Here is a 25,693-nt window from a genome sequence, read left to right as displayed (position 1 = left end):
CTTTTAAATTCGGAGTGAATGACCATGAGCGAAACGGCAAGCTGGCAACCCAGCGCTCCTGTCGCCAATTTATTAAAACGTGCCGCGATCATGGCTGAAATCCGGCGTTTCTTTAGCGACCGCGGTGTACTGGAAGTCGAGACCCCGGCCATGAGCCAGGCAACGGTCACCGATATCCATCTGGTTCCGTTCAAAACAGAATTCGTCGGGCCGGGCGCTGCCGGCGGCCTGCCGCTCTACCTGATGACCAGCCCGGAATACCATATGAAGCGCCTGCTGGCGGCCGGCAGCGGCCCGATTTTCCAGCTCTGCCGCAGCTTCCGTAACGAGGAGTCCGGCCGCCATCACAACCCGGAATTCACCATGCTGGAGTGGTATCGCCCGCACTATGATATGTACCGCCTGATGAACGAGGTGGACGACCTGCTGCAACAGGTGCTGGACTGTGACAGCGCTGAGTCGCTTTCCTATCAGCAGGCGTTTACCCGCCACCTGGACGTCGACCCGCTCTCCGCGGATAAAGCCCAGTTGCGGGAGGCGGCGAAAAAGCTCGATCTGAGCAACATCGCGGATGTGGAAGAAGACCGCGATACCCTGCTGCAGATGCTGTTCACCTTCGGGGTTGAGCCGCATATCGGGCTGGATCGCCCGGCGTTTGTTTACCACTTCCCGGCCAGCCAGGCCGCGCTGGCTGAAATCAGCACGGAAGATCACCGGGTCGCGGAACGGTTCGAGGTCTATTACAAAGGCATGGAACTGGCGAACGGTTTCCGCGAGCTGACGGACAGCAACGAGCAGCGCCAGCGCTTTGAGCAGGATAACCGCCGCCGCGCGGCCCGCGGCCTGCCGGTACACCCGGTGGATAACAACCTGCTGGATGCACTGACGCACGGGATGCCGGAATGCGCCGGGGTGGCGCTGGGCGTGGATCGCCTGATCATGCTGGCGCTGGGCGCCGGGCGTTTGAGTGACGTGATCGCGTTCTCCGTTGAACGCGCCTGACCGGTAAGCAAAGAAAAAGGGGCTGAAGATTCAGCCCCTTTTTTATGGTCAGCAGGTCAGGATCAGAGGTCGCCGGTCGAGCGTTGCTGGCGGCTGACGGAGCTGACGGTGGTGCTGCCCTGCTGGCTGCGGTGCAGCGTTTCCGTCCGCACCTGGAACGGCGGGAAAGGCAGGGTGATACCGTGCTCGCGGAAGGCGGCCAGAATCAGCTGGTGGATCTCATGGCGCAGCGGCATACGGTGCGCCATCTCCCCGGCGTGCATACGCATCTCAAAGATCTGGATGCCCTGCTGAAGATCAACCAGGTAGACTTCCGGCTCCGGGTTATCCAGCACCAGACTACAGCGGCGGGCGGCACCCAGCAGCAGATTCGTCACCTCTTCGCTGTTCGCCTCCGCCGGGGCGGGCACCGTCAGCACCACGCGGGTCACGGAGTCAGAGAGCGACCAGTTGATAAATTGCTCCGTGATAAAGGCCTTGTTCGGCACGATGATCTCTTTGCGATCCCAGTCTGAAATGGTGGTGGCGCGGGTGTTGATCTTCGTCACGCTGCCGGTCAGGTTGCGGATGGTCACGGTGTCGCCGATGCGGATCGGCTTTTCAAACAGGATGATCAGGCCGGAAATAAAGTTGGCGAAAATCTCCTGTAAACCAAAGCCCAGCCCGACACCCAGCGCCGCCACCAGCCATTGCAGTTTTGACCACTCAATACCCAGCATCGAGAAGCCGGTCAGGCCGCCGAAGAACAGCAGCAGATATTTGGTGATGGTCAGGATGGCGTAACCGGTGCCGGGCGAGAGATCGAGATGCTGAAGCAGGGCCAGCTCCAGCAGCGCAGGCAGGTTGCGTACCAGCTGGGTCGTGATGATCAACACCAGGATAGCGATCAACACCGATCCCAGTGTGATCGGGTGAACATTCTCCACCCCTTTCACCGTTTCGGTCACATCCCACAGGTGGATATTTTCCAGGAAACTGAACGCGGAGTGGATCTCAGACCAGAGCACGATCACCGAGATCAACGCCACCAGCGTCAGCAGCGATCGCACCAGCCGCAAGGACTGGGCGCTGATCGCGTCCAGATCCACCACCGGCTCGTCGATCTCAATCGTCCCTTCGCTGCTGGTGGTGTGGGCAGGCTCCTCTTCCCCGCGCGCGCGGTGGGCCAGAATCTCCGCCCGGCGCTGTTTTGCCCGGTCAAAGGCGATGCGGCGGCGCTGAATCAGCATGCCGCGGCGCACGATGTGGTAGACCACCAGCAGCAGGAACCAGATGGCCGCCGAGGTCTCCAGCCTGGCCAGCAACGCCTGGGCGGTGGCCAGGTAACCCACGGCCGAGGCCAGCGCGGCAATCAGTGGTGCGGAGAGGAAGAACCACCACAGCGCTTTGTTACAGAGGTTGTCACCCGACCCCTCTTTATTCAGGTAGAGCGGAATGCCGGCCCGGCTGAGGCTGCTGGTGACCACGCTGAGCGCCACACACACCAGAATGAAACAGAGCCGCCCCAGCGTGGTGGAGAATTCCCGGTCATTCAGGTTATCGAAGGTGATCAGCATCATGATCAGCGGCACGATAAGCCAGATGGAGAGCGTGTAGTAGCGCATGGCGCGCGACACACTCTTTTGCGGCCAGCCGAAGTGGGTAATAAACAGCCCGCGCGGGTGCGCAAAGGAGGCGCAGATCATAAAGGCCCACAGCAGGGGCAGGGTGGCGGTCACGCCGTCGCCAATCGCCACCGCCACCGGGTAGGGCCAGGCGTTACGCAACCCGTAGCCCAGCGCCGCCCACAATACCGGCAACGGCAGCGCCACCAGGATCGACCAGAACACGGTGCGCAGCGTCAGGCGGAATTGATCCTGCGTGACTTTGCCGACCCGGCTATGGGCGCGCTCCATAAAGGCCGCATAGTGGCGACGGGAGCTGATGCTGATGATCACCAGAATCAGCGCGCCGAAAATCGGCATCAGGGTCTCGCGGCTGGTCACCATCATCAGGAAGGCACCGCTGAGCTGCGTCAGGGTATCGAGTGACAGCAGGCGGGTCAGGTCACGCGCCACCTGCACCGGGTAAGCGAACCCGACCGGGCTGACATCCGCCACCCAGAACAGGTAGCGGTGCGCGGCGTCTTTGATCTCGTTCAGGGCATCCACCAGCTGGCTGTTGGCGACTTTCAGCTTGGTGAGTTCCAGAATCTGGGTATCGCAGCCGGAGAGCAGGGAGTTGAGCAGATCGCGCTGGGTGCGCAGCTGCGCATCGAGGATCCGCTGCTGGGACGCCGTCAACGCGCTGCCGTTGTCCTGTTTCGCCTGGCGGAGCTGCGCCTGCCTGTCCAGCAACTCTTCATAATGCAGGCGCTGCACCCGCAATTGCGCCATATCGCGGTCGAGCTGTTGCGGCTTCGGCATCTCCGGCAGCCGGGCGACCTGCGCCCGCAGCGTTTCACCCAGCACGTTGGAGGAGCCCAGCCACTGCGCCTGCTCTTTGATGGTGGTCAGCGCCTGGCGGACCTGAAGCGTCTGGGCAGCGGCCTGGCGCTGCTGGGAGGAGATGAGATCCATCCGCTGCGCCTGCTCGTTCAGCGCCATCGAGAGTTCACGGTTGCTCTGCAACTGGGTACTGATCGCTTTCGGCAGATCGCCGCTCTGCTCCGCCAGCAGTTCGGTGCGCTCCAGCGCCTGTTCCGCCTCGCGCTGGCGCTGGCTGTTCAGGCTGTTCCGCAGTCCCTGCAACTGCACATCCAGCTGGTCATGGCGATGCTTATACAGCGCTGACCGGATGCGCGACAGCTCCTGCCGGTTATTGGCGGAGAGCTGCGCCAGCTCCAGTTCATCCACTTTTGCTTTGCGCGCGGCGGCTTCCGCCTGCAATGCATAGAGCTGCGCCTGGGCCAGCGGGGTAGCCGGGGCGCTCTGTGCCTGTAACTGGGTGTCGATGTCGCTCAGTACGCGCCTGGCTTCGGACTGCTGCTGCGGGATCTGGCTCAGGGAGTCACTGATATCCCGTGAGGCATCCTGCTCCTGTTGCAACTGGCGGCTCTGGTCAAGCAACTGGCTGCTGACCTGTAAAATCTGCTGCTCAAGGTCGGCCGCAGGCAGGTTGGGGTTAACGTCCAGCGGCTTTTCGCTCTCCTGAGCCACCTGCTGGCGCAGGGTCTGGGTCAGGCGCGGGAAATCATCAATGATTTTTTGGTATTGCGCGGCGCGTTCAGCGGAAACCCGCGCCTCGCTGAGCCAGTTCAGGGCGCTTTGCAGCGCCTGAACAATCTCGGCCTGGTTTGGCGCGCCCTTGTTGGCCTCGGCCTGTTTCAGCTCTTGCTCAAGCTGCCCCTGGTCAGGGGGGGATGCCGCGTACAGCGGCAGGGAAAACAGCAGACTGAACAGCAGGGCAGCGAGGAAACGCACGGGGAATTCCTTTGGTATAAACGGTTACGGCTGTGGGGAAGGGAGGATCTCAGCGAACGGTGCACCCATACGGGTCACGCTGCCGTTGGCCAGCTGCGGCTCCAGGCGGACTTTCCCTGCCGGGAAGAGGTTGATCACCGTTGAGCCCAGGGCGAAGTGCCCCATCTCCTGGCCCTTCTCCAGGGTCACGGCCCCTTCGATCCCGGCCGGGGCGTAGGTCCAGCGCTGGATAATGCCGGGGCGCGGCGGGGTAATCGTCCCGGCCCAGACGGTCGCGATGCTGCCGACAATCGTTGCGCCCACCAGAATCTGCGCCATCGGCCCGAATTCGGTATCAAACACGCAGATCACCCGCTCGTTACGCGCAAACAGGTTCGGCACATTGGCCGCCGTCAGCGGATTTACGGAGAAGAGATCGCCCGGGACGTAGATCATCTCACGCAGGGTGCCGTCGCACGGCATATGCACGCGGTGGTAGTCGCGTGGCGCCAGATAGGTGGTGGCGAACAGCCCGTCGTGGAACTCTGCCGCCAGCATATAGTTGCCGGCCAGCAGCGCTTCCAGGCTGTAGTAGTGCCCTTTGGCCTGGAAGATCTGGCCATTGTCGATCGGGCCGAGCTGGCTGATGACGCCGTCTGCCGGCAGGCAGACCTGCTGCGGCAGGGCCACGACCGGGCGCGCGCCGTCACGCAGCGGGCGGATAAAGAATTCATTAAAAGAGCGGTAAGCGGAAATATGCGGCTGCTGCGCTTCCTGCATATTCACTTTGTAATGGCGTACAAACAGATTAATCACCAGTTGCGTCAGCGCGCCGGCCTGTTTACTTGCCCCCCAACCAGCCAGGCGGGTAAGCCACTGTTTGGGAAGAAGGTACTGTAATTTGATTTTGATACTGTCCAGCACAGATGCCTCTCAATAGGATGTGACATGCCTCAGGGGTAAGGGGCGCGCATTGTAGCGGCGCAGGGCATGGTGTTCAATATTTGTCTGGTCTCCAGACGTGAAGCGCCGCCGCCTTACGGCAGCGGCACGGAGCCTGTTCCTTCAGACAAGAGACGGAAAGATCCGTTTCACAGCTCGTCGGCGCTTTTGCGCACTTTGACCTCAGCCATGCTTTCCAGGATACGGTGGTAATTCTCGAAGCGCTCACGGGCGATCTCGCCCCGATCAACCGCAGCGCGGATGGCGCAGCCCGGGTCGCTGCCGTGTTTGCAGTCACGGAATTTACAGCCCCCCAGGTAGTCACGGAATTCAATGAATCCCTGTGTGACCTGCTCCGGAGACAGATGCCACAGGCCAAATTCACGTACGCCCGGTGAGTCAATCACATCACCGCCATACTGGAAATGGTAGAGGCGGGATGCGGTGGTGGTATGTTGCCCAAGTCCGGAGACATCGGAAACGGCATTTACCTGAATTTGCTTTTCCTCCGGCGGCAGCAGGGCATTCAGCAGGCTGGATTTGCCCACGCCGGACTGGCCGGCGAAGATGCTGATCCGGTTTGTCAGCGCCTGTTTGAACGTTTCCATGCCTTCACCGCTCTGGCTGGAGACGCTCAGCACCCGGTAGCCGATATGGCGGTAGATATCCATCGCCTTATCGACGTTGCGGCGGCCTTCGTCATCCAGCAGGTCAATTTTGTTCAGGACAATTAACGGTTCAATCTCTACCGTTTCACAGGCCACCAGATAGCGGTCGATGATATTCAGCGACAGCTCCGGCAGGATCGCGGAGACGATCGCAATCTGGTTAATGTTGGCGGCAATCGGTTTTACGCCGTCATAAAAATCGGGCCGGGTCAGCACGGATTCACGCTCATGCACCGCCTCAACGATGCCCTTGGCGCTGGTGTTCTCCTCTTTCCCGGCGCGCCATACCACCCGGTCGCCGGTCACCAGGGATTTGATAGTACGCCGGATGTTGCAGCGATGCTGGCTGCCGTCAGCGGCTTCAACATCTGCATGCATACCGAAACGGCTGATTACGATCCCTTCCTGCGGATCGCCATGCAGGGAATCATCCAGCTCCTTGCGATTGTCTGTTTTCAGACGACGCTGGTGGTTGGCCGATACACGACGTTGTTGACCTTTAGACAGTTTGTTCTTACTCACTGCGCCTCACTTAAACCGGCTTTTATCGCTCGTTGCGACCAAAAAGACTATGATACACGCTATTTTATATTAATTAACCGTTCACCGTATGGCTGGTGAATGACTCCCCCGTGAAATAAGCGCGGCACCCAACACGGCGCAGCCCCCGGTTACGCTGTGTTGGCCCGGCGCAGGTGCAGGAAAGACTATGACGCAAAATGAAAACCACCTGATCTGGATCGATCTGGAGATGACCGGGCTGGACCCGGAGCGCGATCGCATCATTGAGATCGCCACGCTGGTCACGGATGCCAACCTCAACATTCTGGCGGAAGGGCCGGTGATGGCCGTGCATCAGAGTGACACCCAGCTCTCCCTGATGGATGAGTGGAACACCCGTACTCACGGCGAAAGCGGTCTGACGGAGCGCGTCCGGCAGAGCACCCTTGATGCCCGTGCTGCCGAAGTGGAAACCATTAAATTCCTGCAACAGTGGGTGCCGGCAGGGAAATCGCCGATCTGCGGTAACAGCGTTGCGCAGGATCGCCGCTTCCTGTTCAACTACATGCCGGAGCTGGAGGCTTATTTCCACTACCGTTATCTGGATGTGAGCACCCTGAAGGAGCTGGCGCGCCGCTGGAAGCCGGAAATCCTGGCCGGGTTCAAGAAAAATAACACGCATCAGGCGCTGGATGACATCCGCGAATCGGTGGCTGAGCTGGCCTATTACCGTCAGCATTTTATTCAGGCATAATTTTTTTCCTGACGAAAATCACCGGTTGATGGTTTACTATACCGGGATTGCTGCATAATTCACCGATGTGGCGTTTTATGCAGCAGTCGAACAAAAAAAATGATTTTTTGATTCCAGGGGCTTGCAGCGAAAAGGAATTCTCGTATAATGCGCACCCCGTACCGATGAAGAATTTCGTTAGTATGCAGAGCGGGAATAGCTCAGTTGGTAGAGCACGACCTTGCCAAGGTCGGGGTCGCGAGTTCGAGTCTCGTTTCCCGCTCCAATTTCATCCTCTGATTTTTAGGTGATGAAACAGCAGTAAAAGCAGTATCTGATTATGCAGTAACAGCCACACCCATGCGACGCGGGAATAGCTCAGTTGGTAGAGCACGACCTTGCCAAGGTCGGGGTCGCGAGTTCGAGTCTCGTTTCCCGCTCCAAATTTTACTTACCGGCAACGACGGTAAGCGCAGTACATACCTCCTATGCGGGAATAGCTCAGTTGGTAGAGCACGACCTTGCCAAGGTCGGGGTCGCGAGTTCGAGTCTCGTTTCCCGCTCCAAATTTTTCTCCCTGATTTTTAACCACTGCCCCACCGGGTCGGTTTTCTGTCCCTCTTCTGTCCTTACCCAAAATTTGTTTTGAACAGAGTTATCCACAATTTTTGCGCTTTTTTTAATCAGCGTGTTTTTTAAACACAGTAAATAGAATTAAAATAATTGCTTGATATAGCTCATTAATTTTATTGTGCTAAAACGTTATACCGATCACTTGATGTTTTTTTCCCACTTGATTGGCAAGCCGTTTTTGTTTTTATGCACAAGCAGTGGATAAGTGAAACAGTGGATAACTTCGTTTTTCAGGCATCCCGCGGCAGCCCTTTTTCCACTGCACGCACCAGCCGTTTCTGCTGGGGCAACTGCACATCCACTTTCATCGCTTCCCGCTTCATCAACTGCTGTGCAATGGCCCAGTGGATATGTTCATCCAGCATGGCGTCCTGCCCGAGGCGCTGTTGCAGCGCCAGCACAATCTCTGCCTGATAGGCGGCATTGCCTAACGCCACTGACACATTGCGCAGCCAGCGCAGGTGACCGATGCGGCGAATCGCTGATCCTTCCGTGACGCGCAGGAATTTTTCCTCATCCCAGGCAAACAGCGCCAGCAGCTCCGGCGCATGAAGGGCGGCGCGCGGGCTGAAATCCTCTTCGTCCGTCAGCTGGGAAAAGCGGTTCCACGGGCAGATAAGTTGGCAGTCATCGCAACCGTAGATGCGGTTGCCCATCAGCGGCCGGAACTCCTCCGGGATCGCCCCTTCCAGCTCAATGGTCAGGTAGGAGATGCAACGCCGCGCATCCACCGTATACGGGGCGACAATGGCCCCGGTGGGGCAGGTGGTCATACAGGCGACACACTTCCCGCACTGCTCCTCTTGCGGTGAATCCACCGGCAGCGGCAGGTCGATCAGCAGTTCGCCCAGGAAGAACCAGGAACCCGCTTCGCGGTTAAGAATGAGTGAATGTTTGCCGACCCAGCCGATACCGGCCTTGGCCGCCAGCGGGCGCTCCATGATCGGTGCGGAGTCCACAAACGGCCGGAACCCGACTTCGCCGCCACCCTGTTCGGTACACCAGGCCTGAATCTGGTCGCCCAGCTTTTTCAGCCGCTGGCGCAGCAATTTATGGTAGTCGCGCCCCAGCGCATAACGGCTGACATACCCCAGCGACGGGTTTTTCAGTGTGCTGGCAAAGGCCGCTTTGGCGGGCAGGTAGTTCATGCGCACGCTGATCACCCGCAACGTACCCGGCAGCAGCTCATGCGGCCGGGCGCGCAGCATACCGTGACGCGCCATCCAGGCCATCTCGCCGTGGTACTGCTTATCCAGCCAGGCCTGCAATTTCGGCTCCTCCAGCGAGAGATCGGTGTCACAAATACCGACCTGCTGGAAGCCTAGCGATTGGCCCCATTGCTTGATATGTTGGGATAACTGATGGAGATCGAGAGGGAAAGTCATGGCAAACCAACGTGAAAAACAAAACAACGCCAGTTTACCACACTCTGTGTTCACCGCAGACTGGGTTCGTGCTGCAGAAAGCCGCGCCGCCGCACAGACCGGCACCACTCTCTATGGCCTGATGACCCAGGCCGGGCAGGCGGCATTCACGCTGGCACGTGACCTCTACCCCCAACGCCGCCATTGGCTGATCCTGTGCGGCCACGGCAACAACGGCGGTGATGGCTATGTGGTGGCCACGCTGGCCCGCGCTGCCGGTCTTCAGGCGACGGTGATCGCCGTGCCGGGTGAGCGCCCACTGCCGCCGGAAGCGGAGCAGGCACAAGCGGCCTGGCTGGCCGCAGGCGGTGAGATCGCCGCGCCGGACAGTGCCTGGCCCACAGAAAGCGATCTGATTATCGACGCACTGCTCGGCACCGGCCTCACTTCTGCCCCACGTGCGCCCTATGAGGCGCTGATTGAAGCGGTAAACCGCCATCACGCGCCGGTGCTGGCGCTGGATATTCCTTCCGGCCTGCTGGCCGACACCGGCCAGACACCAGGCAGCGTGGTGCGCGCTGACCATACGCTGGCGTTTATTGCCCTCAAGCCGGGGCTGTTGACCGGTCAGGCGCGTGATTGGGTCGGGCAGCTTCACCATTCTGCGCTAGGCTTATCACAATGGCTGGAAAAACAACGGGTCACCCTTGAGCGGCTGGATGCGCAGAGCCTGCCCCGCTGGCTTGCGCCGCGCCGCCCCTGTTCCCATAAAGGTGAACATGGCCGCCTGCTGGTGGTGGGTGGGGACTACGGCTTTGCCGGGGCGATCCGCATGGCGTCTGAGGCTGCGTTACGCAGCGGCGCGGGGCTGGTGCGGGTGCTCACTCACCAGGAGCATGCCGGGCCGTTGCTCACCGCCCGCCCGGAGCTGATGGTGCAGGAACTGACAGAGGCGTCACTGGCTGACGCCGAAGCCTGGGCCGACGTGCTGGTGATTGGGCCGGGGCTGGGGCAGGGGGAATGGGGCAAAAAAGCGCTGTCCGTTCTGCGGAAAAGTGACAAACCGGCGTTATGGGATGCGGATGCGCTAAACCTGCTGGCAATCACCCCGGATAAGCGTCAGAATCGCGTCCTCACGCCGCATCCGGGCGAAGCAGCCCGCTTGCTGGGCTGCTCTGTCAAAGAGATTGAGAGTGATCGCTTACTTTCAGCCAGAAAGCTGACAGAGTGCTATGGCGGCGTGGTGGTATTGAAAGGTGCGGGAACGGTCATCGCCAATGAGTCGGGCGGGGAGGCTATCGCGGATGTCGGTAACGCCGGCATGGCGTCAGGCGGGATGGGCGACATTCTTTCCGGGATTATCGGCGGGCTGCTGGCCCAGAAGCTAACCCCGTTTGATGCCGCCTGTGCCGGGTGTGTGGTACACGGCCATGCGGCCGATCTGATCGCCCACCAACAGGGCACCCGCGGGTTGCTGGCAACCGACTTACTGCCGGTTATCGCGCAAAGTGTTAATCCAGAGTTGAAATAAACGAACTAACTGAATGAAAGAACTTATTTTATCTCTGCCGGATGAGGCAGCCACCGTGGCGTTGGGCGCGCAATTGGCCCGCGCCTGCACGCGTTCCAGTGTGATCTATCTGTTTGGCGATCTGGGTGCCGGGAAAACCACCTTCAGCCGCGGTTTTCTTCAGGCGCTGGGGCATCAGGGCAATGTGAAAAGCCCGACGTATACGCTGGTGGAGCCCTATATGCTGTCGCCGCTGTCGGTTTACCACTTTGACCTCTACCGCCTGGCTGACCCGGAAGAGCTTGAATTCATGGGCATCCGTGACTATTTCTCTCAGGATGCGGTCTGTCTGGTCGAATGGCCGCAGCAGGGGGCCGGCGTGCTGCCGGACCCGGATCTTGAACTGACGCTGACCTACACCGAAAGCGGGCGGCAGGCGGCATTGCATGCCGTGTCTGACTACGGTCGCGGGCTACTACAACATGTTGCTGAGCAGCAGGGATAACCAGCAATGATGCAGGGAATCGGCCGGGTCATCCGGCGGGCACTATCGCGCAGGCAACCGGCCCGGATGCTGCGCGTGGCGGGGGTACTCCTGGGGTGGCTGAGCCTGGCAGGGCCGCTTCCGGCCTGGGCCGCCAATCTGAAAGATATTCAGGTTTCCAACGGCGCGCAGCAATCCACGGTGACCCTGAGTTTTGACGGCAAACCGGCTTACGCCTTTTTCCCGCTGCATAACCCTGAGCGGGTGGTGATTGATGTTAACCAGAGCGGGGTGATCTCCGGGTTGCCGCTGGAGTTCAGCGGGCAGAATCTGGTGAAACGCATCCGCACCAGTACGCCCAAAGATGCCCAGAGCATCCGGCTGGTGGTGGAGCTGACCGGCAAAACCCGGACACGCACCACCACACAGCAGAATGGCGCGCTCTCCAGCGTGGTCTTTACGCTGAGCGGGCAGGGGAGCAGCAGCATCAGCCGCAGTGTGCCGGCCGCACCGGTGCGCAGCAAACCACCGGCGAACAACCCGTTTGACAGCAATAAAGTCACCGCGGTGACCAGCGGCTCGACTTCCACCCGCGCCGCCAGCCCCACCACCGCATCCGATCGCATTGTGGTGGCAATTGATGCCGGTCACGGCGGGCAGGACCCGGGTGCCATCGGCCCCAGCGGGCTGAAAGAGAAAAACGTCACCATCGCCATTGCGCGGAAACTGCGTGAAAAGCTGAGCCGTGACCCGATGTTCCGGCCGGTGCTGACGCGTGACGGGGACTATTTTATCTCGGTGATGGGCCGTTCAGACGTGGCGCGTAAACAGGGTGCCAGCATGCTGGTCTCCATCCATGCAGACGCCGCGCCAAACCGCAGCGCCTCTGGTGCCTCGGTGTGGGTGCTCTCTAACCGGCGGGCCAACAGTGAAATGGCGAACTGGCTTGAGCAGCATGAGAAGCAGTCTGAGCTGCTGGGCGGTGCCGGGGATCTGCTGGCAAACAATGCCGACGATCCTTACCTCAGCCAGGCGGTGCTGGACCTGCAGTTTGGCCACTCGCAGCGCGTGGGCTACGATGTGGCGGTAAAAGTGCTGCGTGAGCTGCAACATGTCGGCTCCCTGCACAAGCGCCGCCCGGAACATGCGAGCCTGGGCGTATTGCGCTCGCCGGATATTCCGTCCCTGCTGGTGGAAACCGGCTTTATCAGTAACCGGACTGAGGAGCGGCTGCTGGGCAGCAGCGCGTACCAGGATAAGATAGCCCAGGCGATTTATGGCGGCCTGCGCACTTATTTCCTGGCGCATCCGTACCAGACCGGCCCAAAGGTTGAAAACCGGCCGCTGAGTGCCTCAGCGGCCGGCAGCGCAGCGGAGCCGGTGGTACACGGCACCAGCAGCAAGAAAGCCAACGTGCATGTGGTGAAACGCGGGGAGACACTCTCCGGGATCGCCCAGTCTTATGGCCTCTCTGCCACTGCGCTGAGCCAATATAACCACCTGAAGAAGCCGGGCGTCTGGACAGGCCAGCGCCTGAAGATCCCGGCCGGTTCAGGCAGTGCCGCCTCCACGGCCTCATCGCGCCCCGCGCGCCATAAGGTCGTGCGCGGCGACACCCTCTCCGCGATTGCCGCGCATTACGGCGTCAGTATGAATGCCATCAAGCGCGCCAACCGCCTGAAGTCCGGCGAAGTCCAGCTCGGCCAGACGCTGATCATTCCCTGATCGCCCGTCTGTCCGGGTGTAATCCTTTCTATCAGGAGCGTACATGGCTATTCAGGTGCTGCCTCCCCAGCTCGCCAACCAGATTGCCGCCGGTGAAGTGGTTGAGCGCCCGGCCTCGGTGGTGAAAGAGCTGATTGAAAACAGTCTGGATGCCGGGGCCACCCGGATCGATATTGAGATCGACCGCGGCGGGGCCAGGCTGATCCGCATCCGCGATAACGGCAGCGGCATTCCCCAGAAAGAGCTGGCGCTGGCGCTGGCCCGCCATGCCACCAGCAAGATCAGTTCCCTCGACGACCTGGAAGCGATCATGAGCCTCGGGTTCCGCGGCGAAGCGCTGGCCAGTATCAGCTCTGTCTCACGCCTGACGCTGACCTCACGCACCGCCGATCAGAGCGAAGCGTGGCAGGCGTATGCAGAAGGGCGTGACATGGAGGTGACCGTCAAGCCGGCGGCCCACCCGGTCGGCACCACGCTTGAAGTGCTGGATCTCTTCTATAACACCCCGGCGCGGCGTAAGTTCATGCGCACCGAGAAAACTGAATTCGGCCATATCGATGAAGTGGTGCGGCGCATCGCGCTGGCCCGCTTCGACGTCGCCATTACCCTGAGCCATAACGGTAAGATCATGCGTCAGTACCGGGCGGCCAAAGACCCTTCCCAGCATGAGCGCCGGCTGGGGGCTATCTGTGGGCCGCAGTTCCTGCAACATGCGCTGGCCGTCTCCTGGAGCCACGGCGATCTCACGATCCGCGGCTGGGTGGCTGACCCGGCCGGGTCACGTGCGTTGACGGAGATGCAGTATTGCTACGTCAACAACCGCATGATGAAAGACCGGCTGATTAACCATGCCATCCGGCAGGCGTACCAGGATCAGCTGAAAGATGATCAGCTGCCCGCCTATGTGCTCTATCTCGATATTGATCCGCATCAGGTGGATGTAAACGTCCATCCGGCCAAACATGAGGTGCGCTTCCATCAGGCGCGGCTGGTGCATGACTTCATCTATCAGGCGGTGGTCAGTGTGTTGCAGGAAGCGGGCACCGCGGCCCTGCCGCTGAATGAAGACCCGGCGCAGGTGCCGGAGATGCCGCGCTGGCAGCCGGAAACCCGCCAGGCCGCCGGCACCAGCCAGTTTTCCGAACCGGCCGCGCCGCGCAGTGAGCGCGCGGCGCCGACGCCACCTGCCCGCAGCAGCGGCCATGCCCGGGAGCCGTCGGGTGGGCAGTATGGCGGCCGTCCGCCGTCAGACACCCCGGCGTATACCCGCCGTGAAGGGGAACTTTACCGCACGCTGCTGCAACCGGCGGCCGGGGCGGAGCCGGAAGCGGCCCCGGCCGCCGCGCCGGTACCAAAGGTGCCTGCCCGGCCGGTACAGGAAGAGGCGCTGCAAGGGCATAGCCAGAGCCTGGGCCGGGTGCTGACAGTGTTCCCGCCCTGTTATGCGGTGCTGGAGCGCCCCGGCCAGCTGGCGCTGCTGAACCTGCCGGTGGCGGAGCGCTGGCTGAAACAGGCGCAGCTGCTGCCGCCGCCTGAAGGGTTACGCCCGCAGCCGCTGCTGATTCCGGTGAAACTCACGCTGCGTAAAGAGGAGTCCGCCGCCGCCGGGCGCTATCAGCCGTTGCTTCAGACGCTGGGTATGGAACTCAGCATGGAGCATGGCCGCGCCACGCTGCGGGCGGTGCCTTTACCGTTACGCCAACAAAATTTACAAAAGTTGATACCAGACCTGTTAGGCTATCTGGCCTCATCGCCGGATCTCACGGCGGCGCAGGTCGCGACCTGGCTGGCACGCCATCTCGGCAGCGACCATGAGGCCTGGAATACCTCGCAGGCGATCCAGCTGTTAACCGATGTTGAACGACTCTGCCCGCAGCTGGTGAAAGCACCGCCGGCGGGCCTTTTGCAACCAGTAGAACTCGCGGATGCCATCGCCTCTTTAACGCATGACTGACTTACACGATAAGACCGCCCCTGCGGCAATTTTCATTATGGGCCCGACCGCCTCCGGTAAAACCGCCCTGGCAATGGCGCTGCATCAGCGCCTGCCGGTCGAGCTGATAAGCGTCGATTCAGCGCTTATCTACCGCGGTATGGACATCGGCACCGCCAAGCCCACCGCGCAGGAGCTGGCACAGGCCCCGCACCGCCTGATCGATATTCGTGATCCGGCGCAATCTTACTCCGCCGCAGATTTCCGGGCGGATGCGCTTAAAGAGATGGCCGAAATCACCGCGCGGGGAAAGATCCCGCTGCTGGTGGGCGGAACCATGCTCTATTTCAAAGCGTTACTTGAGGGGCTTTCCCCGTTGCCGCAGGCCGATGCGAAAGTGCGGCAGCAGATTGAGGCGCAGGCGCAACAGCAGGGCTGGGAGGCGCTTCATCATCAATTACGTGAAATCGATCCCATTTCCGCTGACCGCATTCATCCGAATGATCCCCAGAGACTCTCCAGAGCACTGGAAGTTTTTTTTATTTCGGGTAAAACTTTAACAGAACTGACAAAGATTTCGGGTGAAACGCTGCCCTACCGCGTTCAACAGTTTGCCATTGCGCCGACCCGGCGCGAACTGCTGCACCAACGTATTGAACTGCGTTTCCGGCAGATGCTGGAGGCGGGGTTTGAAGAAGAGGTGAGGGCACTGTTTGCCCGCGGCGATTTGCATACGGATTTGCCTGCCATTCGCTGTGTCGGTTACCGCCAGATGTGGTCTTATCTGGCGGATGAGATTAGTTACGATGAGATGGTTTATCGTGGTATTTGTGCGACGCGCCAACTGGCTAAGCGGCAGATGACATGGCTGCGCGGCTGGGATTCTGTAGACTGGCTTGATACGGAAAAACCAGAGGCTGCGCTGGATCGCGTGCTTCAGGTTGTTGGTGCATAGGCCGGATGTTTGTGTACAATTGATTGGTACTCAGCGCGCAAATTTTTATGTCGTTTATTTTAGGGCCGTCAGGCTCTTAGTTACAAACAACAAGCAAATAAGGAAAAGATAGAATGGCTAAGGGGCAATCTTTGCAAGATCCGTTCTTGAACGCTTTGCGTCGTGAACGTGTTCCGGTTTCGATTTATTTGGTGAATGGTATCAAACTGCAAGGCCAGATTGAGTCTTTTGACCAGTTTGTCATCCTGTTGAAAAACACGGTCAGCCAGATGGTGTACAAACACGCTATCTCTACCGTTGTACCGTCGCGTCCGGTATCGCACCACAGCAACAACCCGGGCGGTGGCCAGAACAGTAATTATCATCATGGTAACACTCCCTCTGCGCAGCAACAGCCGCAGCCGGAAAGCGATGACGCTGAATAAAGCGTATTGCTTGTCAACCATGACGGGGGCCATAAGCAGCCAATCTCTGCTTATGTCCTCCGCCTTAGCGGTTCCTATCCGTTTGAGAGGTTGCACGCTTGTTTGACCGTTATGAAGCCGGTGAGCAGGCCGTACTGGTTCATATCTATTTCTCGCAGGATAAAGATACTGAGAATCTCAGTGAATTTGAGGCATTAGTCTCTTCTGCGGGCGTTGAATCTTTGCAGGTCATCACGGGCAGTCGCAAAGCCCCACACCCCAAATACTTTGTCGGCGAAGGCAAGGCCGAAGAAATTGCGGACGCCGTAAAAGCCACCGGTGCATCCGTTGTCCTGTTTGATCATGCGCTTTCTCCGGCTCAGGAGAGGAATCTTGAAGCCTTGTGCCAGTGCCGCGTCATTGACCGCACCGGGCTTATTTTAGACATTTTTGCCCAGCGCGCCCGGACCCACGAAGGCAAGCTGCAGGTGGAGCTGGCGCAGTTGCGCCATATTGCCACACGGCTGGTGCGCGGCTGGACGCACCTTGAGCGCCAGAAAGGCGGGATCGGCCTGCGCGGGCCGGGTGAAACCCAGCTCGAGACCGACCGCCGGCTGTTGCGCGATCGTATCCGTTTGATTCTCAACCGCCTGGAGCGGGTGGAGAAACAGCGTGAACAGGGGCGGCGCGCCCGTACACGGGCCGATGTCCCGACGGTATCGCTGGTTGGTTATACCAACGCCGGGAAATCCACCCTGTTTAACCGGATGACCTCGGCCGGCGTCTACGCCGCCGACCAGTTGTTTGCCACACTTGACCCGACGTTACGGCGCCTCAACCTGGCCGATGTCGGTGACACCGTGCTGGCGGACACCGTAGGGTTTATCCGCCATTTACCGCATGACCTGGTCGCCGCGTTTAAGGCGACGCTGCAGGAGACGCGTCAGGCGACCCTGCTGCTGCATGTGGTTGACGCAGCGGACATCCGCATCGATGAGAACATCGACGCGGTGAACACGGTGCTGGCGGAGATCGAGGCGGATGATATCCCTGTACTGTTAGTGATGAATAAAATCGATATGTTGGATGAGTTTGTGCCGCGTATCGATCGCAACGATGAAAACTTACCGGTGCGGGTGTGGTTATCAGCCCAGACAGGCGAAGGGATCCCGTTGTTGCTTCAGGCGTTGACGGAGCGTCTTTCCGGTGAAATCGCACAATTTGAATTGCGTCTCCCACCCCAGGCAGGCCGTCTGCGCAGCCGTTTTTACCAGCTTCAGGCGATTGAAAAAGAGTGGATCGAAGAGGATGGCAGTGTGGGTCTGAGGGTACGTATGCCCATCGTTGACTGGCACCGCCTCTGTAAACAAGAGCAGGAGCTCACCGGCTATGTCGTGTGAATCGGACCTGTAAGGCAAGCCTGAAGAACACCAATCATAGAAGAATGGAGCTAAAACATGGCGTGGAATCAGCCCGGTAATAACGGACAGGACCGCGACCCGTGGGGGAGCAGCAATAATAACAGCGGCAACTCTGGCGGAAATAATAATAAAGGCGGGCGTGAACAAGGGCCGCCGGATCTGGATGACATCTTCCGTAAGCTCAGTAAAAAACTGGGCAATTTCGGCGGCAGAGGTAACGGCAATGGCGGCAGCGGCAGTGCGCGCGGCGTCAGCGGGCGCATTGTAGGGATCGCAGCCGTGGCTGTGGTCGTGATCTGGGCCGCCAGCGGGTTCTATACCATTAAAGAAGCGGAACGCGGTGTCGTCACCCGTTTCGGCAAGTTCAGCCACCTGGTGCAGCCCGGCCTGAACTGGAAACCGACCTTTATTGATCAGGTGCGGGCAGTGAACGTAGAGTCCGTGCGTGAACTGGCCGCTTCCGGCGTGATGCTGACGGCGGATGAAAACGTGGTGCGGGTCGAGATGAACGTGCAGTACCGTGTGACCGACCCGGCAGCCTATCTGTTCAGCGTGGTCAGCGCTGACGACAGCCTGAGCCAGGCCACCGACAGCGCCCTGCGCGGCGTGATCGGGAAATACACCATGGACCGTATCCTGACGGAAGGCCGTACCGTGGTGCGTAACGATACCCAACGCGTGCTGGAAGAGACTATCCGCCCGTACAAAATGGGCATCACGCTGCTGGATGTGAACTTCCAGGCGGCCCGTCCGCCGGAAGAGGTAAAAGCCGCCTTTGATGATGCGATTGCCGCGCGTGAGAACGAGCAGCAGTACATCCGTGAAGCGGAAGCTTACGCCAACCAGGTGCAGCCAAAAGCCAACGGCCAGGCCCAGCGCGTGCTGGAAAATGCCAAGGCGTATAAAGACCGTACCGTGCTCGAGGCACAGGGTGAAGTGGCACGTTTTGCCCGCCTGTTGCCGGAATATAAAGCTGCCCCGGAGATTACCCGTGAGCGCCTCTATATCGAGACCATGGAAAAAGTGCTGAGTGATACCCGCAAAGTGCTGGTCAGCGACAAGGGCAATAACCTGATGGTGCTGCCGCTGGAGCAGCTGATGCGTGGCGGCCAGAACACCCCGGCCGGCAACAGCGACTCTGACAGCCTGATCCGCCTGAACCCGGCGAATACCGGCCTCAGCCAGGGTGACAGCCAGCGCCCGGTTGACAGCAATGTGATGGACCAGCGCCGCGCCAATGCGCAGCGTGACGATACCACTCGCGTAGGGAGAGAGTAACCAATGCGTAAGTCAGCTATATTTATCGTCGTTGTGGTGCTGGTGGCGCTCTATGCTTCCCTGTTTGTGGTACAGGAAGGTGAGCGCGGTATCGTGCTGCGTTTCGGCAAGGTTCTGCGGGATGATGAGAACAAGCCTCAGGTTTACACCCCCGGTTTACACTTCAAAATTCCGTTTGTTGAATCAGTGAAAATGCTCGACGCCCGTATCCAGACCATGGATAACCAGGCCGACCGCTTCGTGACCAATGAGAAGAAAGACCTGATTGTCGATTCTTACCTCAAATGGCGCATCAGTGATTTCAGCCGCTACTATCTGGCGACCGGCGGCGGTGACGTCTCCCAGGCAGAAGTGCTGCTGAAACGGAAATTCAGTGACCGTCTGCGTTCAGAGATCGGCCGTCTGGAAGTGAAAGACATCGTGACCGATTCGCGCGGCCAGCTGATGGCCGATGTGCGTGACCAGCTGAATAACGGCACGGCGGAAGATGGCGACACGGCTGCGACCACCGAAGCAGATGACGCGATCGCCTCTGTGGCGAAACGCGTTGAGCGCGAGACCAGCGGCCAGGAGTTGCAGGTGAACCCGAACAGTATGGCGGCGCTGGGTATCCAGGTCATCGACGTGCGGGTGAAGCAGATCAACCTGCCGGCCGAAGTCTCTGATGCCATCTACCAGCGTATGCGTGCCGAGCGCAGCGCGGTCGCCATGCGCCTGCGTTCCCAGGGATATGAAGAGGCAGAAAAACTGCGCGCCACGGCCGACTACGAAGTCACCCGTACGCTGGCAGAAGCGGAGCGTCAGGCCCGGATTACCCGTGGTGAAGGGGATGCTGAAGCCGCGAAACTGTTCGCCAACGCGTTCAGCCAGGACCCGGACTTCTACGCCTTTATCCGCAGCCTGCGTGCATATGAAAACAGCTTTAAAAGCAATAAAGATGTCCTGGTCTTAAGCCCGGACAGTGATTTCTTCCGCTTTATGAAGTCGCCGGAAAAAACCATCAGGCCGTAATCCGGCAATCGTCTCCAGGCCCGTTAACGCGGGCCTTTTTTATGGGCAAGGGAAAACATGAACACAACAATCTGGCTGGCCGTGGGGCTGGTTATGGTGCTGGAAGGGCTGGGGCCGATGCTCTGGCCGAAAACATGGCGCAAAATGATCCTGGCGATGACGCAGCTTCCCGATGCCTCGCTGCGCCGTTTTGGCGGCGGCATTGTGGTGGCCGGGTGCGTGATTTACTACATGTTGCGTGTCCGGAATGGTGGGTAACACCATATTCAGGAAGTCGCCCGTTTCGGGGGCGATCGCCGCCTGTTTGACGAAAATTTTTCAGGCAACCGTGTGCTAAAAAGTACTGAAAGCACGTGAATGAGATGTTAGAATCCTTTTTTAAGCAACCTGGTGATTCTTGAGATGGGTAAGAACGTCGTCGTACTGGGCACCCAATGGGGTGACGAAGGCAAGGGTAAGGTCGTAGACCTGCTGACTGAACGGGCTAAATATGTTGTGCGCTACCAGGGTGGTCACAACGCCGGCCACACACTGGTTATCAACGGTGAAAAAACCGTCCTCCACTTAATTCCCTCTGGCATCCTGCGTGAAAACGTGACCAGCATCATCGGCAACGGTGTTGTTCTGGCCCCTGACGCCCTGATGAAAGAGATGAAACAGCTGGAAGACCGCGGTATTCCGGTGCGTGAGCGTCTGCTGCTCTCCGAAGCCTGCCCCCTGATCCTGCCTTACCATGTCGCGCTGGATGTTGCGCGCGAAAAAGCCCGCGGTGCAAAAGCAATCGGCACCACCGGCCGTGGTATCGGCCCAGCTTACGAAGATAAAGTTGCCCGCCGCGGCCTGCGCGTCGGCGACCTGTTCAACAAAGAGACCTTTGCAGCCAAGCTGAAAGAGATTGTGGAGTACCACAACTTCCAGCTGGTGCATTACTACAAAGAAGAAGCCGTGGACTACCAGAAAGTCCTGGATGACGTGATGGCGATTGCCGACATCCTGACCGCGATGGTGGTTGACGTCTCTGAGCTGCTGGACAACGCCCGCAAGCAGGGCGAGCTGATCATGTTCGAAGGTGCACAAGGCACCCTGCTGGACATCGACCACGGCACCTACCCGTATGTGACCTCTTCCAACACCACCGCCGGCGGCGTGGCAACCGGCTCCGGCATCGGCCCGCGCTATGTTGACTACGTGCTGGGCATCGTCAAGGCGTACTCTACCCGCGTAGGGGCCGGCCCGTTCCCGACCGAGCTGTTCGACGAAACCGGTGAGTTCCTGTGCAAACAGGGTAACGAATTTGGTGCCACCACCGGCCGCCGCCGCCGTACCGGCTGGCTGGATGCCGTTGCCGTGCGTCGCGCCGTGCAGATTAACTCCCTTTCCGGCTTCTGTATGACCAAACTGGACGTGCTGGATGGCCTGAAAGAGGTTAAAATCTGCGTGGCTTACCGCCTGCCGGATGGCCGTGAAGTTACGACCACCCCGTTGGCCGCCGAAGACTGGGAAGGGATCGAGCCGATTTACGAAACCCTGCCGGGCTGGAGCGACTCCACCTTTGGTGTGAAAGAGTTTGATAAACTGCCGCAGGCAGCCCGCGACTACATTAAACGTGTGGAAGCGCTGACGGACGTACCGGTTGATATTATCTCCACCGGCCCGGACCGCAGTGAAACCATGATCCTGCGCGATCCGTTTGATGCCTGATTGCCGCACCATTCAGTGAACTGAATGCCAAACCGGGCCATCGTGCCCGGTTTATTGTTTTTTCCTTCCATGTTGTGCACGCCGCATTCCATTCCGGGTCTAAATGATTAGCTGCATTCTTTGTGGCTGGTTTATCATCCACAGAGTAATCTTACAGAAGTTATGTTAAGCGTTGTGAGATCAGACGCCTACAGGCAGGGCTAACAGGGCCCAGAGGTTTGTGTGCAGTTAACAAGTTTTACTGATTATGGTTTAAGAGCACTGATCTATATGGCCTCGCTGCCGGAGGATCGGATGACGAACATCTCTCAGGTCACTGCGGTATATGGTGTCTCGCGTAACCATATGGTTAAAATAATCAATCAGTTAAGCCGTGCAGGGCTGGTCACCGCAGTACGCGGGAAAAACGGCGGCATCCGCCTCGGCAGGCCCGCCTCACAAATTCGCATCGGTGATGTTGTGCGTGAGCTGGAGCCCCTCATGCTGGTTAACTGCTCCGGCGAATTTTGCCACATCGGCCCCGCCTGCCGCCTGAAACATGTTCTCAATCAGGCTGTGCAGAATTTCCTGAACGAGCTGGACCAATACACACTGGCCGATATGGTCACTGAAAATGCGTCGCTCTATAAACTGTTGCTTGTTGAATAAGCACATTTCAGCACAACCCCGCTGATGACAACGGAGGAACCGCAATGTCACAAGATCCTTTTCTGGAACGGGAAGCAGAGAAATATGACTCCCCGATCCCAAGCCGGGAATTTATTCTCGAGCATCTGGCGAAACGTGAAGCCCCGGCCAGCCGTGAAGAGCTGGCCAACGAGCTGGAACTCTCCAGCGAAGAGCAGCTGGAAGCGCTGCGCCGCCGCCTGCGCGCCATGGAGCGCGACGGTCAGCTGGTCTTTACCCGCCGCCAGTGTTACGCGCTGCCGGAGCGCCTTGACCTGCTGAAAGGCACCGTTATCGGCCACCGCGACGGCTTTGGTTTCCTGCGTCTGGAAGGCGGCAAAAAAGAGGACATCTACCTCTCCGCTGAACAGATGAAGATGTGCATCCACGGTGACGTGGTGCTGGCGCAGCCGAGCGGCACCGATCGCCGCGGCCGTCGCGAGGCCCGCATCGTGCGTGTGCTGGTGCCGAAAACCAGCCAGATTGTCGGCCGCTACTTTACCGATGCCGGGACCGGCTTTGTGGTGCCGGACGACAGCCGCCTGAGCTTCGACATCCTGATCCCGCCGGAAGAAGTAAGCGGCGCACGCATGGGCTACATGGTGGTGGTCGAGCTGACCCAGCGCCCGACGCGCCGCACCAAAGCCGTGGGGAAAATCGTCGAAGTGCTGGGCGACAAAATGGGGACCAACATGGCGGTGGACATCGCCCTGCGTACCCATGAGATCCCGCACGTCTGGCCGGCCGCCGTGGAGAAGCAAATTTCTTCCCTGACCGAAGAGGTGCCGGAAGAGGCGAAAAAAGGGCGTATTGACCTGCGCACCCTGCCGCTGGTCACCATCGACGGCGAAGACGCCCGCGACTTCGATGACGCGGTCTACTGTGAGAAAAAACGCGGTGGCGGCTGGCGCTTGTGGGTCGCGATTGCAGACGTGAGCTACTACGTCCGCCCCGGCACCCCGCTGGATGACGAAGCGCGCATGCGCGGCACCTCCGTCTACTTCCCGTCGCAGGTGATCCCGATGCTGCCGGAAGTGCTCTCCAACGGCCTCTGCTCGCTGAACCCACAGGTTGACCGCCTCTGCATGGTGTGTGAGATGACCATCTCCGCCACCGGCCGCCTCTCTTCCTATAAATTCTACGAAGCGGTGATGAGCTCCCATGCGCGCCTGACCTACAACAAGGTCTGGCAGATCATCGAAGGCAACGAAGAGTTGCGCGAGCAGTACGCACCGCTGGTGAAGAACCTCGAAGAGCTGCATGAGATGTATGAAGTGCTGGATGACGCCCGCGCCGATCGCGGCGGCATCGCCTTTGAGACGGAAGAGGCGAAGTTCATCTTTAACGCCGAGCGCCGCATTGAGCGCGTTGAGCCGACGGTACGTAACGACGCGCACAAGCTGATCGAAGAGTGCATGATCATGGCGAACGTGGCCGCGGCGCGTTTCGTGGAAAAATTCAACGAGCCGGCGCTGTTCCGTGACCACGACCGCCCAAGCGACGATCATATCTCTGCGCTGAAAAGCGTACTGAATGAACTGGGCCTGAAGATGGGCGGCGGCATGAAGCCGGTGCCGAAAGATTATGCCGATGTCATGGATGCGATTGCCGATCGCCCTGACCGCGAGATGCTGCAAACCATGCTGCTGCGCTCGATGAAACAGGCGATTTACGACCCGGAAAACCGCGGCCACTTCGGCCTGGCGCTGTCGGCGTACGCCCACTTCACCTCGCCGATCCGCCGCTACCCGGACTTGTCGCTGCACCGCGCCATCAAGTATATCCTCGCCAAACAGCACGGCACGCTGAAAGAGCGCTGGACGCCGACCGGCGGCTGGCACAGCGATTACGACGAGATGCTGCAACTGGGCGAACACTGTTCGATGACCGAGCGCCGGGCCGATGAAGCCACGCGTGACGTCGCTGACTGGCTGAAGTGTGACTTTATGCAGGATCACGTCGGCTCTGTGTTTGACGGCATTATCTCCAGCGTGACCGGTTTCGGCTTCTTCGTGCGCCTGGACGATCTGTTCATCGACGGGCTGGTGCATGTCTCGACGCTCGACAACGACTACTACCGTTACGACAACATCGGCCAGCGGCTGGTGGGCGAGTCCTCCGGGCAGGTTTACCGCCTGGGTGACGAGGTGGAGATCCGCGTTGAAGCCGTGCACATGGACGAGCGTAAAATTGACTTCGCCCTGGTCTCCAGCACCCGCCGCCCGCGCGGCGCAGGCAAAACGGCCCGTGACAAAGCCAAGCAGGGCACCCAGCGTGATGACGGCCGTGGCCGCCGCCCGCGCCGTGACACGAAAAAGCGCACCAACTTCGAGCCGGACAGCGCCTTCCGCAAGGATGAGAGCGGCGCGCCGTCACAGGATGACAAAAAACCACGCCGTTCCCGCCGCCCTTCTGACCGGAATCAGAAAGGCACCTCAGGCAGCCGCTCACGTCGCGGGCCGAAGCGGGACAACAGCTAAGACCACGGCGGGCGCGGCGGCTGTCACTGACGGCCGTCCCGCCCGCTGACCCGATACCCCACGGGCGAACCCGCCCGTTTGACCTTGTTAAAGAGCATCATGAGCGAAATTATTTACGGCATCCATGCCGTCCAGGCGCTGTTGGAGCGCGACCCGCAACGTTTCCTGGAAGTGTTTATCCTGAAAGGGCGTGACGATCGCCGCCTTCAGCCGCTGATTGCCGAACTAGAAGCCACCGGCATTGTGATCCAGGTGGCTAACCGGCAGTGGCTGGATGAAAAAGTAGAAGGTGCGGTGCATCAGGGCATCGTGGCGCGCGTGCGTGAAGGCCGCCAGTACCAGGAGAACGATCTCCCGGGGCTGCTCGAGAGCGTAGAAAACCCGCTGCTGCTGGTGCTGGACGGTGTTACCGACCCGCATAACCTCGGTGCCTGTTTGCGTACCGCCGATGCGGCGGGCGTCCATGCGGTGATCGTGCCGCGTGACCGTTCTGCGGCACTGAACGCCACGGCGAAAAAGGTTGCCAGTGGCGCGGCGGAAACTGTGCCGCTGATCCGGGTGACCAACCTGGCCCGCACCCTGCGCCTGTTGCAGGAGAGCAATGTCTGGATCGTGGGCACAGCCGGTGAAGCTGACCACAGCGTCTACCAGAGCAAAATGACCGGCCCGATGGCGCTGGTGATGGGCGCGGAAGGTGAAGGGATGCGCCGCCTGACCCGCGAACACTGTGATGAGCTGATCAGCATCCCGATGGCCGGTTCGGTCTCGTCGCTGAATGTCTCGGTTGCGACCGGCGTCTGTTTGTTTGAAGTGGTGCGCCAGCGCAGCGCCAAAGCCTGATCCCTGCGCCGGGGCGTTCTGCCCCGGCGCTTTCCTCCCGTCTTTGTGATCGCCCCAGCGGC

At 59.7% G+C, this 25,693-nt stretch carries 20 protein-coding genes and 3 tRNA genes; 19 read left to right on the top strand and 4 right to left on the bottom strand.

Features of this window, described 5'->3' with window-relative positions:
• Nucleotides 1-24: 24 nt before the first annotated feature.
• Nucleotides 25-1,002 carry an elongation factor P--(R)-beta-lysine ligase gene (epmA, locus tag CYR32_RS14115; protein WP_101825498.1) on the top strand — a complete coding sequence of 326 codons (978 nt, stop codon included), beginning with the start codon at nucleotides 25-27 and terminating at the stop codon, nucleotides 1,000-1,002.
• Nucleotides 1,003-1,064: 62 nt separating this feature from the next.
• Here epmA and mscM read toward each other — a convergent pair whose 3' ends face one another.
• From mscM to rsgA, 3 genes are all read right to left on the bottom strand, one after another.
• Nucleotides 1,065-4,403, bottom strand: coding sequence for a miniconductance mechanosensitive channel MscM (mscM, locus tag CYR32_RS14110; RefSeq protein ID WP_101825495.1), 3,339 nt, complete (start codon nucleotides 4,401-4,403; stop codon nucleotides 1,065-1,067).
• Nucleotides 4,404-4,427: 24 nt separating this feature from the next.
• Entirely contained in the window at nucleotides 4,428-5,306 is an 879-nt protein-coding gene (gene asd, locus CYR32_RS14105) for an archaetidylserine decarboxylase (RefSeq protein WP_101825493.1), read from the bottom strand.
• Between the two features lie 167 nt (nucleotides 5,307-5,473).
• Nucleotides 5,474-6,514 carry a small ribosomal subunit biogenesis GTPase RsgA gene (gene rsgA, locus CYR32_RS14100; RefSeq protein WP_101825491.1) on the bottom strand — a complete coding sequence of 347 codons (1,041 nt, stop codon included), beginning with the start codon at nucleotides 6,512-6,514 and terminating at the stop codon, nucleotides 5,474-5,476.
• A 187-nt stretch (nucleotides 6,515-6,701) separates the two neighbouring features.
• Here rsgA and orn point away from each other — a divergent pair, with 187 nt between their 5' ends.
• The 4 genes from orn to CYR32_RS14080 all read left to right on the top strand — a co-directional run bounded on the left by orn (nucleotide 6,702) and on the right by CYR32_RS14080 (nucleotide 7,792).
• The gene (gene orn, locus CYR32_RS14095) at nucleotides 6,702-7,247 is read left to right on the top strand and encodes an oligoribonuclease (protein WP_101825489.1); all 546 of its coding nucleotides are present in this window, start codon (nucleotides 6,702-6,704) and stop codon (nucleotides 7,245-7,247) included.
• A 189-nt stretch (nucleotides 7,248-7,436) separates the two neighbouring features.
• A tRNA-Gly gene (locus CYR32_RS14090) sits at nucleotides 7,437-7,512 on the top strand.
• 81 nt (nucleotides 7,513-7,593) lie between these two features.
• A tRNA-Gly gene (locus CYR32_RS14085) sits at nucleotides 7,594-7,669 on the top strand.
• Nucleotides 7,670-7,716: 47 nt separating this feature from the next.
• Nucleotides 7,717-7,792: transfer RNA gene (locus tag CYR32_RS14080), tRNA-Gly, on the top strand.
• A gap of 297 nt (nucleotides 7,793-8,089) precedes the next feature.
• On the opposite strand, the gene queG is transcribed toward CYR32_RS14080, so the two are convergent.
• Entirely contained in the window at nucleotides 8,090-9,244 is a 1,155-nt protein-coding gene (queG, locus tag CYR32_RS14075) for a tRNA epoxyqueuosine(34) reductase QueG (RefSeq protein ID WP_101825487.1), read from the bottom strand.
• Here queG and nnr point away from each other — a divergent pair.
• The 14 genes from nnr (at nucleotide 9,243) to rlmB (ending at nucleotide 25,631) form a co-directional block, all read left to right on the top strand.
• Nucleotides 9,243-10,754 carry a bifunctional ADP-dependent NAD(P)H-hydrate dehydratase/NAD(P)H-hydrate epimerase gene (nnr, locus tag CYR32_RS14070; RefSeq protein ID WP_101825484.1) on the top strand — a complete coding sequence of 504 codons (1,512 nt, stop codon included), beginning with the start codon at nucleotides 9,243-9,245 and terminating at the stop codon, nucleotides 10,752-10,754. The genes queG and nnr overlap by 2 nt on opposite strands.
• Before the next feature lie 13 nt (nucleotides 10,755-10,767).
• Nucleotides 10,768-11,238, top strand: a complete 471-nt coding sequence (gene tsaE, locus CYR32_RS14065; protein WP_101825481.1) for a tRNA (adenosine(37)-N6)-threonylcarbamoyltransferase complex ATPase subunit type 1 TsaE — start codon at nucleotides 10,768-10,770, stop codon at nucleotides 11,236-11,238.
• Nucleotides 11,239-11,244: 6 nt separating this feature from the next.
• Nucleotides 11,245-12,942 carry an N-acetylmuramoyl-L-alanine amidase AmiB gene (amiB, locus tag CYR32_RS14060; protein ID WP_101825479.1) on the top strand — a complete coding sequence of 566 codons (1,698 nt, stop codon included), beginning with the start codon at nucleotides 11,245-11,247 and terminating at the stop codon, nucleotides 12,940-12,942.
• Nucleotides 12,943-12,985: 43 nt separating this feature from the next.
• Nucleotides 12,986-14,896, top strand: coding sequence for a DNA mismatch repair endonuclease MutL (gene mutL / locus CYR32_RS14055; RefSeq protein ID WP_101825477.1), 1,911 nt, complete (start codon nucleotides 12,986-12,988; stop codon nucleotides 14,894-14,896).
• On the top strand, nucleotides 14,889-15,830 hold the full coding sequence (gene miaA, locus CYR32_RS14050; RefSeq protein ID WP_101825475.1) for a tRNA (adenosine(37)-N6)-dimethylallyltransferase MiaA: 942 nt from the start codon (nucleotides 14,889-14,891) through the stop codon (nucleotides 15,828-15,830). Before mutL ends, miaA begins: the two co-directional genes overlap by 8 nt.
• Before the next feature lie 113 nt (nucleotides 15,831-15,943).
• Nucleotides 15,944-16,255, top strand: a complete 312-nt coding sequence (hfq, locus tag CYR32_RS14045; protein WP_101825472.1) for an RNA chaperone Hfq — start codon at nucleotides 15,944-15,946, stop codon at nucleotides 16,253-16,255.
• A gap of 98 nt (nucleotides 16,256-16,353) precedes the next feature.
• Entirely contained in the window at nucleotides 16,354-17,634 is a 1,281-nt protein-coding gene (hflX, locus tag CYR32_RS14040; protein ID WP_101825469.1) for a ribosome rescue GTPase HflX, read from the top strand.
• A 57-nt stretch (nucleotides 17,635-17,691) separates the two neighbouring features.
• Nucleotides 17,692-18,933: an FtsH protease activity modulator HflK gene (gene hflK / locus CYR32_RS14035; protein WP_101825467.1), complete on the top strand. Its 1,242-nt coding sequence runs from the start codon at nucleotides 17,692-17,694 to the stop codon at nucleotides 18,931-18,933.
• Nucleotides 18,934-18,936: 3 nt separating this feature from the next.
• The gene (gene hflC, locus CYR32_RS14030; protein ID WP_101825464.1) at nucleotides 18,937-19,944 is read left to right on the top strand and encodes a protease modulator HflC; all 1,008 of its coding nucleotides are present in this window, start codon (nucleotides 18,937-18,939) and stop codon (nucleotides 19,942-19,944) included.
• A gap of 57 nt (nucleotides 19,945-20,001) precedes the next feature.
• The gene (locus tag CYR32_RS14025; protein ID WP_101825462.1) at nucleotides 20,002-20,202 is read left to right on the top strand and encodes a DUF2065 domain-containing protein; all 201 of its coding nucleotides are present in this window, start codon (nucleotides 20,002-20,004) and stop codon (nucleotides 20,200-20,202) included.
• Nucleotides 20,203-20,346: 144 nt separating this feature from the next.
• A complete protein-coding gene (locus CYR32_RS14020) occupies nucleotides 20,347-21,645 on the top strand; it encodes an adenylosuccinate synthase (RefSeq protein WP_101825542.1) in 1,299 nt (432 codons plus the stop codon).
• 222 nt (nucleotides 21,646-21,867) lie between these two features.
• Nucleotides 21,868-22,293 (top strand): nitric oxide-sensing transcriptional repressor NsrR, encoded by a 426-nt coding sequence (gene nsrR / locus CYR32_RS14015; protein WP_101825459.1) that lies wholly within the window; start codon nucleotides 21,868-21,870, stop codon nucleotides 22,291-22,293.
• Between the two features lie 44 nt (nucleotides 22,294-22,337).
• Entirely contained in the window at nucleotides 22,338-24,791 is a 2,454-nt protein-coding gene (gene rnr / locus CYR32_RS14010) for a ribonuclease R (protein ID WP_101825457.1), read from the top strand.
• 99 nt (nucleotides 24,792-24,890) lie between these two features.
• Nucleotides 24,891-25,631, top strand: coding sequence for a 23S rRNA (guanosine(2251)-2'-O)-methyltransferase RlmB (gene rlmB / locus CYR32_RS14005; RefSeq protein WP_101825455.1), 741 nt, complete (start codon nucleotides 24,891-24,893; stop codon nucleotides 25,629-25,631).
• Nucleotides 25,632-25,693: the final 62 nt, after the last annotated feature.

This window comes from Chimaeribacter coloradensis (assembly GCF_002858715.1).
GTDB lineage: Bacteria > Pseudomonadota > Gammaproteobacteria > Enterobacterales > Enterobacteriaceae > Chimaeribacter > Chimaeribacter coloradensis.
This window is presented reverse-complemented; position numbering and strand designations above follow the sequence as displayed.

Bases quoted from the DNA above. Each gene is read 5' to 3' on its own strand.
- hflC (WP_101825464.1), top strand. From the start codon at position 18,937: ATGCGTAAGTCAGCTATATTTATCGTCGTTGTGGTGCTGGTGGCGCTC.
- orn (WP_101825489.1), top strand. From the start codon at position 6,702: ATGACGCAAAATGAAAACCACCTGATCTGGATCGATCTGGAGATGACC.
- tsaE (WP_101825481.1), top strand. From the start codon at position 10,768: ATGAAAGAACTTATTTTATCTCTGCCGGATGAGGCAGCCACCGTGGCG.
- rlmB (WP_101825455.1), top strand. From the start codon at position 24,891: ATGAGCGAAATTATTTACGGCATCCATGCCGTCCAGGCGCTGTTGGAG.
- hflK (WP_101825467.1), top strand. From the start codon at position 17,692: ATGGCGTGGAATCAGCCCGGTAATAACGGACAGGACCGCGACCCGTGG.
- epmA (WP_101825498.1), top strand. From the start codon at position 25: ATGAGCGAAACGGCAAGCTGGCAACCCAGCGCTCCTGTCGCCAATTTA.
- queG (WP_101825487.1), bottom strand. From the start codon at position 9,244: ATGACTTTCCCTCTCGATCTCCATCAGTTATCCCAACATATCAAGCAA.
- CYR32_RS14020 (WP_101825542.1), top strand. From the start codon at position 20,347: ATGGGTAAGAACGTCGTCGTACTGGGCACCCAATGGGGTGACGAAGGC.
- hfq (WP_101825472.1), top strand. From the start codon at position 15,944: ATGGCTAAGGGGCAATCTTTGCAAGATCCGTTCTTGAACGCTTTGCGT.
- rnr (WP_101825457.1), top strand. From the start codon at position 22,338: ATGTCACAAGATCCTTTTCTGGAACGGGAAGCAGAGAAATATGACTCC.
- CYR32_RS14025 (WP_101825462.1), top strand. From the start codon at position 20,002: ATGAACACAACAATCTGGCTGGCCGTGGGGCTGGTTATGGTGCTGGAA.
- amiB (WP_101825479.1), top strand. From the start codon at position 11,245: ATGATGCAGGGAATCGGCCGGGTCATCCGGCGGGCACTATCGCGCAGG.
- nnr (WP_101825484.1), top strand. From the start codon at position 9,243: ATGGCAAACCAACGTGAAAAACAAAACAACGCCAGTTTACCACACTCT.
- miaA (WP_101825475.1), top strand. From the start codon at position 14,889: ATGACTGACTTACACGATAAGACCGCCCCTGCGGCAATTTTCATTATG.
- mutL (WP_101825477.1), top strand. From the start codon at position 12,986: ATGGCTATTCAGGTGCTGCCTCCCCAGCTCGCCAACCAGATTGCCGCC.